Annotated in this window: 13 protein-coding genes; 10 read left to right on the forward strand and 3 right to left on the reverse strand. The window is 68.8% G+C overall.

From position 1 onward, the window contains the following. Window positions 1–56: 56 nt before the first annotated feature. Together EDD90_RS42170 and EDD90_RS42175 are read left to right on the forward strand one after the other, a co-directional pair. Window positions 57–758, forward strand: a complete 702-nt coding sequence (locus tag EDD90_RS42170) for an HAD family phosphatase (RefSeq protein WP_123978353.1) — start codon at window positions 57–59, stop codon at window positions 756–758. A gap of 422 nt (window positions 759–1,180) precedes the next feature. Beyond that, the gene (locus tag EDD90_RS42175) at window positions 1,181–2,785 is read left to right on the forward strand and encodes an ABC transporter substrate-binding protein (protein WP_123978354.1); all 1,605 of its coding nucleotides are present in this window, start codon (window positions 1,181–1,183) and stop codon (window positions 2,783–2,785) included. Window positions 2,786–2,888: 103 nt separating this feature from the next. Here EDD90_RS42175 and EDD90_RS42180 read toward each other — a convergent pair whose 3' ends face one another. After that, window positions 2,889–3,560 carry a response regulator transcription factor gene (locus EDD90_RS42180; RefSeq protein WP_030608351.1) on the reverse strand — a complete coding sequence of 224 codons (672 nt, stop codon included), beginning with the start codon at window positions 3,558–3,560 and terminating at the stop codon, window positions 2,889–2,891. Window positions 3,561–3,575: 15 nt separating this feature from the next. After that, window positions 3,576–4,520 carry a RecB family exonuclease gene (locus tag EDD90_RS42185; RefSeq protein WP_123978355.1) on the reverse strand — a complete coding sequence of 315 codons (945 nt, stop codon included), beginning with the start codon at window positions 4,518–4,520 and terminating at the stop codon, window positions 3,576–3,578. 139 nt (window positions 4,521–4,659) lie between these two features. Between EDD90_RS42185 and EDD90_RS42190 the strand changes: the two genes are divergently transcribed. The 3 genes from EDD90_RS42190 to EDD90_RS42200 all read left to right on the forward strand — a co-directional run bounded on the left by EDD90_RS42190 (window position 4,660) and on the right by EDD90_RS42200 (window position 8,318). Then, window positions 4,660–6,498, forward strand: coding sequence for a site-2 protease family protein (locus tag EDD90_RS42190; RefSeq protein WP_123978356.1), 1,839 nt, complete (start codon window positions 4,660–4,662; stop codon window positions 6,496–6,498). Between the two features lie 71 nt (window positions 6,499–6,569). After that, a complete protein-coding gene (locus EDD90_RS42195) occupies window positions 6,570–7,472 on the forward strand; it encodes a tRNA (adenine-N1)-methyltransferase (protein ID WP_089103073.1) in 903 nt (300 codons plus the stop codon). A gap of 264 nt (window positions 7,473–7,736) precedes the next feature. Then, a complete protein-coding gene (locus EDD90_RS42200) occupies window positions 7,737–8,318 on the forward strand; it encodes a hypothetical protein (protein WP_123978357.1) in 582 nt (193 codons plus the stop codon). 44 nt (window positions 8,319–8,362) lie between these two features. On the opposite strand, the gene EDD90_RS42205 is transcribed toward EDD90_RS42200, so the two are convergent. Then, on the reverse strand, window positions 8,363–8,668 hold the full coding sequence (locus EDD90_RS42205) for a ferredoxin (protein ID WP_123978358.1): 306 nt from the start codon (window positions 8,666–8,668) through the stop codon (window positions 8,363–8,365). A 525-nt stretch (window positions 8,669–9,193) separates the two neighbouring features. Here EDD90_RS42205 and arc point away from each other — a divergent pair. From arc to prcB, 5 genes are all read left to right on the forward strand, one after another. Further along, window positions 9,194–10,960 (forward strand): proteasome ATPase, encoded by a 1,767-nt coding sequence (gene arc / locus EDD90_RS42215; RefSeq protein WP_123978360.1) that lies wholly within the window; start codon window positions 9,194–9,196, stop codon window positions 10,958–10,960. A gap of 245 nt (window positions 10,961–11,205) precedes the next feature. After that, window positions 11,206–12,717: a depupylase/deamidase Dop gene (gene dop / locus EDD90_RS42220; protein ID WP_394365595.1), complete on the forward strand. Its 1,512-nt coding sequence runs from the start codon at window positions 11,206–11,208 to the stop codon at window positions 12,715–12,717. A gap of 189 nt (window positions 12,718–12,906) precedes the next feature. Beyond that, window positions 12,907–13,125: a ubiquitin-like protein Pup gene (locus EDD90_RS42225; protein WP_123982212.1), complete on the forward strand. Its 219-nt coding sequence runs from the start codon at window positions 12,907–12,909 to the stop codon at window positions 13,123–13,125. Between the two features lie 49 nt (window positions 13,126–13,174). Next, window positions 13,175–13,780, forward strand: a complete 606-nt coding sequence (locus EDD90_RS42230; RefSeq protein ID WP_123978361.1) for an endonuclease VII domain-containing protein — start codon at window positions 13,175–13,177, stop codon at window positions 13,778–13,780. Then, entirely contained in the window at window positions 13,732–14,577 is an 846-nt protein-coding gene (gene prcB / locus EDD90_RS42235; protein WP_123978362.1) for a proteasome subunit beta, read from the forward strand. The genes EDD90_RS42230 and prcB overlap by 49 nt, the downstream gene beginning before the upstream one ends. Window positions 14,578–14,608: the final 31 nt, after the last annotated feature.

The following is a 14,608-nucleotide window of genomic DNA, read 5'->3' on the forward strand; positions in this document are numbered from 1 at the left end:
GCAGGCCGGTTCCCCGCATGGGAACCGGCTTGATCGTCCCTCAAGGAGGTACGTGGATGACCAGCACGGTCCCCGCGCTCGGAACCCGTACGGCCGAAGGATCGGCCCTTCAGGCGGTGCTCCTCGACATGGACGGCACCCTGGTGGACACCGAGGGCTTCTGGTGGGACGTCGAGGTGGAGATCTTCGCCCGCCTCGGCCACACCCTCGACGAGTCCTGGCGCCATGTCGTGGTCGGCGGCCCGATGACCCGCAGCGCCGGGTTCCTCATCGAGGCCACCGGCGCGGCCATCACGCTCGCCGAGGTCAGCGTCCTGCTCAACGACGGCTTCGAGGCCCGCATCGGCAGCGGCCTGCCGCTGATGCCGGGCGCGCAGCGGCTGCTCGCCGAGCTCTACGAGCAGCAGATCCCCACCGCCCTGGTCTCCGCCTCGCACCGGCGCATCATCGACCGTGTCCTGTCCCGGCTGGGCGCCCACCACTTCGGCCTGTCCGTCGCCGGTGACGAGGTCTCGCGCACCAAGCCCCACCCGGACCCGTATCTGCTCGCCGCCGCCGGCCTCGGCGTGGACCCGGCCAGATGCGCGGTCGTCGAGGACACCGCGACCGGGGTCGCCGCCGCCGAGGCCGCCGGCTGCCAGGTGGTCGCCGTACCCTCCGTCGCGCCCATCGCCCCTGCCGAGCGGCGCACCGTCGTCACTTCGCTGGAAGAGGTCGACCTGGCATTCCTGCGCGGACTGATGACGGAAATGCGCTAGCCGTTCACCCAGCGTGCAAAGATCATTGGGTGAAATCGCGGCGGAGATCGGGCGAGGAATTCGCAACTGTTCAACCGGCTGAATTGCGGTGGCGGCGCCGCCCCTCACGCGTGTGACGTTCCCCACGTGCAGGAGAGTCGACAACGTTGCCGAGGTGTGCCATCCACCCCCGATCGGGGGGATTCGGGGTGACCTTGTGTCCCGATTGGGGAGAGGCTGCACTAATCCTGCCGCTGTCGGGTTTTCGGACTGTCCACGCCCGGTTCCACTGCGTGATGGGATCTCAACTCACGCTCCTGTGAACCCTCCTGCAGGCGCCGACTAATCTCGTCGCGAGAACATCGCCGTAACCCCCGTGATCCGCTTCGACACCCCATGTATGCGGGATACACGGACACGAACAGCTCTGGAGAACTTCGAGCATGAACCGCAAGACTTTGGTGCTGCCGGCCGTGGTCGGCCTGCTCACTCCGGTGCTCGCCGCGTGCGGTGGATCCGACAGCGGGAGCAGCAGCAACGACGCGATCGTCGTAGGCACCACTGACCAGTTCACCGCCACGAAGGACGCTCCGGCGCCGGTCGACCCCGCCTACTCGTACGACGTCGGCGGCTGGAACATCCTGCGCCAGACCGTGCAGACCCTCATGTCGCAGCCCAAGGGTGAGGGCGACCCGGTCCCGGACGCCGCCGAGAGCTGCTCCTTCACCGACAGCGGCAGCGAACGCTACGCCTGCAAGCTGCGCGAGGGCCTCAAGTTCTCCAGCGGCGACGCCGTCACCGCCCAGGACGTCAAGTACTCCATCGAGCGCGCCCTGCGCGTCAAGGCCGACACCGGCGTCTACGCCCTCCTCTCGAACATCGACACCATCGAGACCCAGGGCGACCGCGAGGTCATCTTCCACCTCAAGTCCGCCGACGCCACCTTCCCGTACAAGCTGTCCACCCCGGTCGCGGGCATCGTGAACCCGAAGGACTACGAGAAGGACAAGCTCCGCGACGGCTTCGACATCGACGGCTCCGGCCCCTACACCTTCAAGGCCGACGTCCAGAACGACGCGCTCGTCTCCGCCACCTTCACCAAGAACCCCAGCTACAAGGGCGCCGTGAAGGTCAACAACGAGCAGGTCGTCCTGCGCTCCTACGCCGACGCCGACGCCATGGGCAAGGCGATCGACAAGGGCGACATCGACGTCATGACCCGCACCATGTCGCCCGCGCAGATCAACAAGCTCGACACCGGCGACGACTCCAACGTCGACCTCGTCGAGATGGCCGGCCTCGAGATCCGCTACCTCGGCTTCAACACCAACGCGCCCACGGTCAAGTCCAAGGCCGTCCGCGAGGCCATGGCCCAGATCATCGACCGCGCCGCCCTCGTCTCCAAGGTCTACGGCTCCCAGGCCGAACCGCTGTACTCGCTGGTCCCGGCCTCCATCACCGGCCACTCCAACTCCTTCTTCAACAAGTACGGCGACCCCAGCGTCCCCAAGGCCAAGACCCTGCTGACCGCGGCTGGCATCACCACCCCGGTGAAGCTGACCATGCACTACACGACCGACCACTACGGCTCGGCCACCAAGCAGGAGTTCGAGGTCCTCCAGAAGCAGCTCAACAGCAGCGGCCTGTTCGACGTCAGCATCCAGGGCACCCCCTGGGACAAGTACCAGACGGCCGAACGCAAGGGCGCCTACGACGTCTACGGCATGGGCTGGTTCCCCGACTTCCCCGACGCCGACAACTTCCTCGCGCCGTTCCTCGACAAGGACAACTTCCTCAAGTCGCCCTACGTCAACAACAAGATCATCAACACGCTGATCCCCGAGTCCCGCCGCGAGGCCGACCGGGCCAGCGCCACCAGCAGCCTGACCACCATCCAGGACACCGTCGCCGACGACGTCCCGGTGCTGCCGCTGTGGCAGGGCAAGGAGTACGTCGCCGCCCGCAACGACGTCACGGGCGTCGCCTACGCCCTCAACTCCTCCGCCAGCCTCCAGCTGTGGGAGCTCGGTCGCGGCTCCAGCAGCTGACACCCCGCCGCACGGCACGCACACGACGCGAAGGGCGCCCCTCTCCGATCGGAGAGGGGCGCCCTTCGCGTCGTAGCGTCTCCCGCTGCGTCCGTGTCGTCCCCTACTGCGCGCCGGGACGCACCAGACCGCTCTCGTACGCGTACACCGCCGCCTGCACCCGGTCCCGCAGCCCCAGCTTCGTCAGCACATGCCCCACATGCGTCTTCACGGTGGTCTCACTGACGAACAGGTCCGCAGCGATCTCCGCGTTCGACAACCCCCGCGCCACCAGCTTCAACACCTCCACCTCACGGTCGGTGAGCGTGTGCAGGGTGTCGGGCACCGGCTCCTCGCCCGACGGCAGATGCGTGGCGTACTTGTCCAGCAGCCGGCGCGTGATGCTCGGCGCCAGCATCGCCTCGCCGTTCGCCACCACCCGGATCGCCTGCACCAGCTCGTTCGCCGGGGCGTCCTTCAGCAGGAAGCCACTGGCCCCCGCGCGCAGCGCCTCCACCACGTACTCGTCCAGATCGAACGTGGTCAGCACCAGCACCTTCGCCGGACCGTCCCGGCCCGGCCCGGTGATCTGCCGGGTCGCCTCCACACCGTCCATCCGCGGCATCCGGATGTCCATCAGCACGACATCGGGCTGCAGCGCACGCACCTGGTCGAGGGCCTGCAGACCGTCTCCGGCCTCGCCCACGACCGCGATGTCCTGCTCGGCCTCCAGAATCATCCGGAACCCGGTTCGCAGCAGCGGCTGGTCGTCGACCAGTAGGACGCGGATGGCCACGGTAAGTCTCCTTCGCTAGTCCGCGCCCATTCTGCCCTGCGCCAGGTCCCCGGACCCGGCCGACCTCACCGGCAGCGGATACGGCGGGGGAGTACCACCGAACTCCGGGCAGTGCGCCTGATGATCGCACCAGCCGCACAGCTTCGTCGGACGCGGCCGCCACACACCCGACTCCGTCGCCTCCCGGATCGCCTCCCACAACGCCAGCAACTTGCGCTCGACCCGCTGGAGATCGGCCGGCACCGGGTCGTACGTCAGCACGTCACCACTGCCCAGATACACCAGCTGCAGCCGCCGCGGCACCACGTTCTTCAGCCGCCACACCACCAACGCGTAGAACTTCATCTGGAACAGCGCACCCTCGGCGTACTCCGGCCTCGGCGCCTTGCCCGTCTTGTAGTCGACGATCCGCACCTCACCGGTCGCCGCCACATCCACCCGGTCGATGATCCCGCGCAGCCGCAGCCCAGACTCCAGCTCGGTCTCCACGAACAGCTCCCGCTCCACCGGCTCCAGCCGGGACGGATCCTCCAGCGTGAACCAGCGCTCCACGAGCTGCTCCGCCTCACCCAGCCAGCGCGCCAGCCGCTCGCCCTCGGGATCGTCCGCGAACAGCTCACCGACCTCCGGCCTGCTCTCCCGCAGCCGGTCCCACTGCCCCGGAACCAGCGATCTGGCCCACGGCACCGTCCGCTCCGCCGCAGGCGCGTCGAACAACCGCTCAAGCACCGCGTGCACCAACGTCCCTCTGGTCGCCGCCTCGCTCGGCTTCTCCGGCAGCCGGTCGATCACCCGGAACCGGTAAAGCAACGGACACTGCATGAAGTCACTGGCCCGCGAGGGCGACAGCGAGGCGGGCGGCACCGCCGCGGACGCCTGCGCCGCCCCCACCGGCGACTGTGCCTGCGCGACGATGTCCGCGCCCCGAGCCTGTGAGGCGTCCTCGATGCTGCTGTCCATGCCACAGACCATACGGCCCGCCACTGACAGTCACCCAACCCGCACGACAGCCGCACCAACACAAGGGGTGCCGGGGAGAAACGCGTCACGACGGCCGCATACCATCGACCGGAGACGACGCTTCTAACGAGGGGACACCGTGGACGTGAGCGGCGGCAGCGGGCAGCCCCGGTCGGACAACACCGAACCGACCGAGCACCCCGCAGGTCCTACGGCCCCCACCAACGACGCAGGCCCGGCCCCCACCGACGCCCGCGCCAAAGACCCGGACCGGCAGCCACCCGCCGACGCCCCGGCACCCGAACCGGCCACCGACACGCCCCCGGCCCCTCACGAGGCCTCCCAGGAGCCGACGACCGCCGCCCCCACTCCGGAGCCCGGCCCCGAGCCGCCCACGGCCGTCCCCGCACCCCAGGAACCCACCAGCGCCCCCCACCGCGAGCCGGCCACCGATCACGCTCCGGCCCCCGGGGCCGGCCCGGAGCCGACCGCCGGGGTGCGCCCGGCGGACGAAGCCCACCGGGAGCCGGGCGCCGAACCGAGCGCGGCTCCGGAGTCCCGCCCGCAGCCGACCACCGGTCCCCGCGCGGACGGCGAAGCGCACCGGGAGCCGGCCACCGGCCCCGTCCCGGAGCAGGAGCCGCGGCGGCAGCCGGGCGCCGGTGTCACCCCGGCCCCCGACATCCGTGCCGAAGCCGCGTCCGGACCGCGTCCCGCCTCGGTACCCGAGGCGCGCAAGGACTCACCCGCCGAGAGCCCCGAGGGCGACGGACGGGCCCACGCACAGTCCGGGATGGCCAAGGGACGGCCGCCGCAGCGGCCCAAGGAGCCCGGCGGCGGACTGCTCATGGGACGGCCCTTCGGCGTACCCGTGTACGTCGCCCCCAGCTGGTTCCTCGTCGCCGCACTCATCACCTGGGTCTTCGGCGGCCAGCTCGACCGCGTACTGCCCGAACTCGGCGCCGCCCGCTACCTCGTTTCCCTCTTCTTCGCCGTCGCCTTCTACGCCTCCGTCCTGGTCCACGAACTCGCCCACACGGTCGCCGCGATCCGCTTCAACCTCCCCGTCCGCCGCATCCAGCTCCAGTTCTTCGGCGGCGTCTCCGAGATCGAGAAGGAAGCCGAGACCCCCGGACGGGAGTTCGTGCTGGCCTTCGTCGGCCCCCTGCTCTCCCTGATCCTCTCCGGCGTCTTCTACCTCGCCATGCAACCCGTCCAGCCCGGCACCGTCCCCGGCGTCCTGCTGGCCGGCCTCATGGTCTCCAACCTCATCGTCGCCGCCTTCAACCTCCTGCCCGGCCTCCCCCTCGACGGCGGCCGCATGCTCCGCGCCGTCGTCTGGAAGATCACCGGCAGACCCATGAGCGGCACCGTCGCCGCCGCCTGGGTCGGCCGCGCCCTCGCCATCTCCGTCCTCGTCGGCCTCCCGCTGCTCAACCAGTCGGGCGCCTTCGGAGGCGGCGGCGAGGACATCAACGGCATGGACACCGTCACCGACGCCCTGCTCGCCGCCATCCTCGCCGCCATCATCTGGACCGGCGCCGGCAACAGCCTGCGCATGGCCCGCCTGCGCGAACACCTCCCGGAACTACGCGCCCGCACCCTCACCCGCCGTGCCGTCCCCGTCGAGACCGACACCCCCCTCTCCGAAGCCCTGCGCCGCGCCAACGCCGCCGGCGCCCGCGCCCTCGTCGTCGTCGACGCCGACGGCACCCCCCTCTCCCTCGTCCGCGAGGCCGCCATCGTCGGCGTACCCGAACACCGCCGCCCCTGGGTCGCCGTCAGCGGCCTCGCCCAGGACCTCACCGACGGCATGCGCGTCTCCGCGGAACTGGCCGGAGAGGACCTCCTGGACGTCCTGCGCGCCACCCCGGCCACCGAATACCTGGTGGTGGAGGAGACCGGCGAGATCTACGGCGTCCTGTCCGCGGCGGACGTCGAACGGGCCTTCGTCAGGGCCATGGCCCGCCCCAGCTGAACCCCGCCCACCCCGACCGGCGCCCCTTCCCGATGGTCGGAGGCCTCCACAAACCCCGGTAGGCTGGTCACATGTCCGAACCGACCGGTGCCGCCCGCAGGCGCGGGCCCTTCAAGGTCGGGGACCAGGTACAGCTGACCGACCCCAAGGGCCGCCACTACACGTTCACGCTCGAAGCCGGGAAGAACTTCCACACCCACAAGGGCTCCTTCCCGCACGACGAACTGATCGGCGCTCCCGAGGGCAGCGTTGTCCGCACCACCGGCAACGTCGCCTACCTCGCGCTGCGCCCCCTGCTCCCCGACTACGTCCTGTCCATGCCCCGTGGGGCAGCCGTCGTCTACCCCAAGGACGCGGGGCAGATCCTCTCCTTCGCCGACATCTTCCCCGGCGCCCGCGTCGTCGAAGCCGGCGTCGGCTCCGGATCGCTCAGCAGCTTCCTGCTGCGCGCCATCGGCGACCAGGGCATGCTGCACAGCTACGAACGCCGCGCGGACTTCGCCGAGATCGCCCAGCAGAACGTGGAACGCTACTTCGGCGGCCCCCACCCGGCCTGGCAGCTCACCGTCGGCGACCTCCAGGACAACCTCTCGGACACCGACGTCGACCGCGTCATCCTCGACATGCTCGCCCCCTGGGAATGCCTGGAGGCCGTCTCCAAGGCACTCGTCCCCGGCGGCATCCTGTGCTGCTACGTCGCCACCACCACCCAGCTCGCCCGGACCGTCGAGTCCATCCGCGAGATCGGCTGCTTCAACGAGCCGACCTCCTGGGAGACGATGATCCGCAACTGGCACGTAGAAGGCCTCGCCGTCCGCCCCGACCACCGGATGATCGGCCACACCGGCTTCCTGCTCACCGCCCGCCGCCTCGCCGACGGCGTCGAACCGCCCATGCGCCGCCGCCGCCCCGCCAAGGGCGCCTACGGCGAGGACTACGACGGACCCAACGCCGACGGCGGCGCCGGCCGCTGAGCCTGCCCCCTCGGCCGCGCCCGAGGGGCGGTACCCGCACCGCCGACCGACCAACGTACGAGCGCCGCCGCCCAGTTCCCCGGACCCCGCCGGAACTCGGCCGCGGCGCTCACGCGTTGACCGGACAGGCTCACCCGCCGACCGGACAGCAGGCCCGAGGAACCCCACCGCAGCGGAAGCCCACCCCGCCGTTCCCTCCCACTGTGACGTGTGGCACGATGCAGGCCATCCCCCCTGGCACAGGCCTCACAGGAGACACTCCTAGTGCAGCAATCCGTGGTCCCGGAGCTCGCTCACACCGACACCCGCCCCATGCACTGGCTCGCCACCGCCACCGCAGTGGCCGGCGTCGTGGCCCTCTCGTCCTTCCTCCAGCCGGGCTCGGCCAAGGCCGCCCAGCCCACCGCGGGAACGGAGACGAAGCCCGCCGCCGCGGCCGCCGCGCCGCCCAGCACCACCGGCGTGGACTTCCCCCTCGACTGCGGGCCGGTGAAGGAGAAGGTCGTCAAGAAGGCCACCGGCGACCTCGACGGCGACGGCAGACCGGAAACGGTCGCCGTGGTCCACTGCGACTCCGCCATGGGCACCCCGCCCGACGGCGTCTACGTCCTCACCCAGGCCGCCGGAGCCACCCGGCCCCGCGTCGTCGCCACCCTCGTCGAGCCCAAGGACCGGCTCACGGTCACCGACTTCGCCGTCGCCGACAAAACGGTCACCGCCACCATGCTCGGCTATTCATCGGACAATGTGCCCAGTTGCTGTCCGGATGTGAAGACCAGCGCCGGCTGGCAGTGGAACGGCCACGCGTTCGTACGCTCCACCCCCGTGGCCGCCCACAGCGTCTGACGGCCACCCCCGCACCACACAGGCCACGCGGGGTGGCCGGAAAGTCACTCCGCGTCCGGCCCGTACACCTCGACCCCGTCCGCGACCCGGCGCACATGAATGCACTCGCCCGGACACTCCCGCGCCGAGTCCACCACATCCGTCAGCAGCGGCAACGGCACCGGCGCCGTCGCCCCCTTCGCGAGCAGCAGCTCGTCGTCCGAGCCCTTCACATAGGCCAGACCGTCGATGTCCAGCTCGAACACCTCAGGGGCGTACTGGGCACAGATCCCGTCCCCCGTACACAGATCCTGGTCGATCCAGACCTCAAGCGCCTCACCGCCGGCCAGGGCCTCCTGCTGCACGGTCATCTCTCCTGCCCTCGAAAGCGCCGGACCGCAGGATCCGGGGGTCACCCGGTCCCACCCCGGCGGGTGTTGAACGCCCTCGACCCTACCTCCGTCCGGAGCGCACCCACCCGACCCCTCCGCCCCCGCACCGGCCCCGCCCGCCCGCGCACCACCGCGCGTCCGCCCGCGCGGGACAACGGCGCCCGGCCACCGCACCGATCGACTTCAGCCATCCCGAAACCGACGGCAACGATCACGGACACAACTCGGCCGGTCGCTCTGTGTAGGGAACGCGCCACCGGGGCACAACCCCAGAACCGGCATCGGATCGGACAACTCCGGTCAGGTACGACGGGTTTTGACCATGCCAGGCTCGGAACACGCCGCTTCTGAATCGCGTTGAGTGGGTATCCACCCCGCACGAGTAAGAACGCAACGGGTGACCGACGACACACCTTGACAGTCTTTGTGATCTAGGGGTTTCAATCGACACCCACCCAGGTAGGGTCTGGAAGCGTCCAGCTCCCCTTGGAGGAGGTGAGGACCGTGGCAGCCCACGACGACGACATGAACCGCGGCATCCGCCCGGGACGAGGGTCCGACGACCCGGCCGGGCAGATCGCCTACCTTGAGCAGGAGATCGCCGTCCTGCGACGTAAGCTCGCCGACTCTCCGCGACACACGAGGATTCTCGAAGAGCGGATCGTCGAGCTGCAGACGAACCTGGCCGGCGTGTCCGCCCAGAACGAACGACTCGCGAACACCCTCCGCGAGGCCCGCGACCAGATCGTGGCCCTCAAGGAGGAAGTCGACCGACTCGCACAGCCGCCCGCCGGCTTCGGCGTCTTCCTGCAAGCCAACGAGGACGGCACCGCAGACATCTTCACCGGCGGCCGCAAACTGCGGGTGAACGTCAGCCCAAGCGTTGACCTGGACGACCTCAGGCGCGGCCAGGAAGTCATGCTCAACGAAGCGCTCAACGTGGTCGAGGCCATGGAGTACGAGCGCGTCGGCGACATCGTCACCCTCAAGGAGATCCTCGAGGACGGCGAGCGCGCCCTCGTACTGGGGCACACCGACGAAGAACGGGTGGTACGGCTCGCCGAACCACTCCTCGACGTCACCATCCGCCCCGGCGACGCCCTGCTCCTCGAACCCCGCTCCGGCTACGTCTACGAGATCGTGCCCAAGAGCGAGGTCGAAGAACTCGTCCTCGAAGAAGTACCCGACATCGGCTACGAGCAGATCGGCGGCCTCGGCGGCCAGATCGAGGCCATCCGCGACGCCGTCGAGCTCCCCTACCTCTACCCGGACCTGTTCAAGGAGCACGAACTGCGCCCGCCCAAGGGCGTCCTGCTCTACGGTCCCCCCGGATGCGGCAAGACGCTCATCGCCAAGGCCGTCGCCAACTCGCTGGCCAAAAAGGTCGCCGAGGTCACCGGCCAGGCCGCCGGCAAGAGCTTCTTCCTCAACATCAAGGGCCCCGAACTCCTGAACAAGTACGTCGGCGAGACCGAGCGGCAGATCCGCCTCGTCTTCCAGCGTGCAAGGGAGAAGGCCAGCGAGGGCACCCCCGTCATCGTCTTCTTCGACGAGATGGAATCCCTGTTCCGGACCCGCGGCTCCGGCGTCAGCTCGGACGTGGAGAACACCATCGTCCCCCAGCTGCTCGCCGAGATCGACGGTGTCGAAGGCCTCCAGAACGTGGTCGTCATCGGCGCCTCCAACCGCGAGGACATGATCGACCCCGCCATCCTCCGCCCCGGCCGCCTCGACGTGAAGATCAAGATCGAGCGTCCCGACGCCGAGGCAGCCAAGGACATCTTCGGCAAGTACCTCACCGAACGCCTCCCGCTCCACTCCGACGACCTCGGAGAACACGGCGGCAGCAAGGCCACCACCGTCGAAAGCATGATCCAGACGGCAGTGGAACACATGTACGCCGAATCCGAGGAAAACCGCTTCCTGGAAGTCACCTACGCCAACGGCGACAAGGAAGTCCTCTACTTCAAGGACTTCAACTCCGGCGCAATGATCGAAAACATCGTCGGACGCGCCAAGAAAATGGCGATCAAGGACTTCCTCGACCACAACTCCAAGGGTCTCCGCGTCTCCCACCTCCTCCAGGCCTGCGTGGACGAGTTCAAGGAGAACGAGGACCTCCCCAACACCACCAACCCCGACGACTGGGCCCGAATCTCCGGAAAGAAGGGCGAACGGATCGTGTACATCCGTACCCTCATCACCGGAAAGCAGGGCGCGGACACCGGACGCTCCATCGACACGGTGGCGAACACCGGACAGTACCTGTAAAACACAGGGCGGCTGCGGGTGCCCTCACCGGGTACCCGCAGCCGACTGTTTTTCCGGCCAAAACCGGAACCGAGGGCGAGCAAGGCAATGACGCAAATGATCTCCCCACCAGCGCAAAGGCGTTCTAGGCTCTTTCCTACCGCCGAGTCGCGCAGTGCGGGGACGGGCACCGCACACGCACCGGAGCGCCAGCGGTACGCGAGCGCAGCCCACGACCGAGGGCTCCGCCGGGCAAGGAGGGCCGCATGACCGTACGGCGAGTAATGGGCATCGAGACGGAGTACGGCATCTCCGTCCCCGGCCACCCCAACGCCAATGCCATGCTCACCTCATCCCAGATCGTCAACGCCTACGCGGCGGCGATGCACCGGGCCCGACGCGCCCGCTGGGACTTCGAGGAAGAAAACCCCCTGCGGGACGCCCGAGGCTTCGACCTCGCCCGCGAGGCCGCCGACGCCAGCCAGCTCACCGACGAGGACATCGGCCTCGCCAACGTCATCCTCACCAACGGCGCCCGCCTCTACGTCGACCACGCCCACCCCGAATACAGCGCCCCCGAGGTCACCAACCCCCGCGACGCCGTCCTCTGGGACAAGGCCGGCGAACGCATCATGGCCGAAGCCGCCGAACGAGCCGCCGCACTCCCCGGCGCCCAGCCCATCCACCTCTACAAGAACAACACCGACAACAAGGGCGCCTCCTACGGCACGCACGAGAACTACCTGATGAAGCGGGAAACCGCCTTCTCCGACATCGTGCGCCACCTCACCCCCTTCTTCGTCTCCCGCCAGGTCGTCACCGGCGCCGGCCGCGTCGGCATCGGCCAGGACGGCCACGAACACGGCTTCCAGCTCAGCCAGCGAGCCGACTACTTCGAGGTCGAGGTAGGCCTGGAGACGACGCTGAAGCGCCCCATCATCAACACCCGCGACGAGCCCCACGCGGACGCGGAGAAATACCGCCGCCTCCACGTGATCATCGGCGACGCGAACCTGTCGGAGATCTCGACGTACCTGAAACTGGGTACGACGGCACTGGTCCTCTCGATGATCGAGGACGGCTTCATCGCCGTCGACCTAGCCGTCGACCAGCCCGTACGCACCCTCCACCAGGTCTCCCACGACCCCACGCTCAAGCGCCTCGTCACCCTCCGCAGCGGACGCACACTCACCGCCGTCCAGCTCCAGATGGAGTACTACGAGCTGTCGCGCAAATACGTGGAGGAGCGCTACGGCGCCGACGCCGACGACCAGACCAGGGACGTCCTCGCCCGCTGGGAGGACACCCTCAACCGCCTGGAACACGACCCCATGAGCCTCGCCGGAGAACTCGACTGGGTTACCAAACTGGAGCTCATGGAGGGCTACCGGCGCCGCGACGGCCTCGACTGGGACGCCGCCAAGCTCCACCTCCTCGACCTCCAGTACGCCGACGTCAGGGCCGAGAAGGGCCTCTACAACCGCCTCGCGGCCCGCGGCCGCATCAAGCGGCTCCTGGACGAGAGCGACGTCGACAGGGCCCGTACGAGCCCGCCGGAGGACACCCGGGCCTACTTCCGCGGCCGCTGCTTGGAGCAGTACGCCGACGACGTCGCCGCGGCCAGTTGGGACTCGGTGATCTTCGACCTCCCCGGCCGCGACTCCCTCCAGCGCGTCCCAACCCTGGAACCGCTACGCGGAACGCGAAATCACGTCAAGGAGCTCCTGGACCGCTGTCGCACCGCAGAAGACCTGGTCAGGGTCCTCTCCGGCGGCTGAGCGAGCACTCGGACGACACCGGGCGGGCGGGGTCAAAATCCCGCCGCCCGGGAATCATCGAGGTGGCCCCCGTACGTTGGAGAAACTGCGGGGCCGATGTCGGACCCGGCTTGTAGGGTCTGATCATCACCGATCGGCAGGAATGCCGACCTGACGACCATGTCGGGCGAACTGAGCGGGGTGAGGGTTGTGGCAACCAAGGACACCGGCGGCGGACAGCAGAAGGCGACGCACTCCACCGAGGAGGTCGAGGAGCAGGCGGCAGAGTCGCAGGCTTCGGGGGACCTCAAGGAACGGCACGAGAAGCTGAGCGACGACGTCGACTCGGTTCTTGACGAAATCGATGACGTACTTGAGGAGAACGCCGAGGATTTCGTGAGGTCCTTCGTGCAAAAAGGTGGAGAGTAAAGGCCGATTGGCCACATCGCCTTCGAAATGAAGGATTCGGGGGGGTTGGGTGGCTGAGGAGCCGAGCGCGAAGCACTGCAGGAAATGCGGGCGGGATCTGCCTCCTGCGGCGTTCGCTCGCGACAAGAACCGGCGCGATGGCCTCCAGGTGCGCTGCCGGGAGTGCGTGGCGGAGTACGGTGCCGCGCACTACCGGCGTCGTCGGGAGGCCATTGGGAAGACCGTCCGAGAGAAGGTGGATGTCCCGGCCGGGCACAAGCGGTGCCCGCAGTGCGAAGTCGTGAAGCCACACTCCGAATGGGAGCGCAACAAGTCTTCGTCGGACGGCTGGGCAAGCTATTGCCGTGCGTGCCGCGCGGAGCGGAACCGGGTCAGTTACGTCAAGCGCAAGTACGGCCTCACCGAAGTCGAGCGTGACGCGCTGATCGCCTCGCAACGGGGCGTCTGCTGTATCTGTCTATCCGCCCCCGCCGCGCATGTGGATCACTGCCATGAGACGGGTAGGGTCCGTGGCGTACTGTGCTTCAGCTGCAATGCCGCGCTGGGGCAGTTCAAGGATCAGCCCGAGGTCATAAGGCGGGCTGCAGCATACGTGGAAGGAAACGCGTGGAAGCCAACACTCGTAGCACCGGGCGTCTACCAGCTGCCTTCCTGACGCCTGGGTCCTCTTCGTTCATGGACTTTCTCGGTGAGCACCAGCCGGAGTTGCTGCCCGGCAAGCGGCAGTTGCCGCCCACGCAGGGGGTGATCGAGGCGCCGCACGGGACGACGATCGTCGCGGTGACCTTCCCCGGGGGCGTGGTGCTCGCCGGTGACCGTCGGGCCACGATGGGCAACGTGATCGCTCAGCGGGACATCGAGAAGGTGTTCCCGACCGACGAGTACTCGGCCGTCGGTATCGCCGGCACCGCCGGTCTCGCCGTGGAGATGGTGAAGCTCTTCCAGCTGGAGCTGGAGCACTTCGAGAAGGTCGAGGGTGCTCAGCTGTCGCTGGAGGGCAAGGCGAACCGGCTGTCGACGATGATCCGCTCCAACCTCGGCATGGCCATGCAGGGGCTGGCGGTTGTGCCGTTGTTCGCCGGGTTCGACGTGGACCGGGCCAAGGGGCGGATCTTCTCGTACGACGTCACGGGTGGCCGTTCCGAGGAGCACAACTTCTCCGCGACGGGCTCCGGCTCGATCTTCGCGCGGGGTGCGATGAAGAAGCTGTTCCGTGACGATCTGACCGAGGAGCAGGCGACCACACTGGTGGTGCAGGCTCTGTACGACGCGGCCGACGACGACTCCGCGACCGGTGGTCCGGATGTCGCGCGCCGGATCTACCCGATCATCACCGTGATCACCGAGGACGGGTTCCGTCGGCTCACCGACGACGAGTCCGCCGAGCTCGCCCGTGCGGTACTGGCGCGCCGTCTGGAGCAGCCGGACGGCCCGCGCGCGGCGCTGCTGTAGGGCGCTCGGCGCTCTTTTCAAGGTGATCCCA

The organism is Streptomyces sp. Ag109_O5-1, from assembly GCF_003814875.1.
GTDB lineage: Bacteria > Actinomycetota > Actinomycetes > Streptomycetales > Streptomycetaceae > Streptomyces > Streptomyces sasae.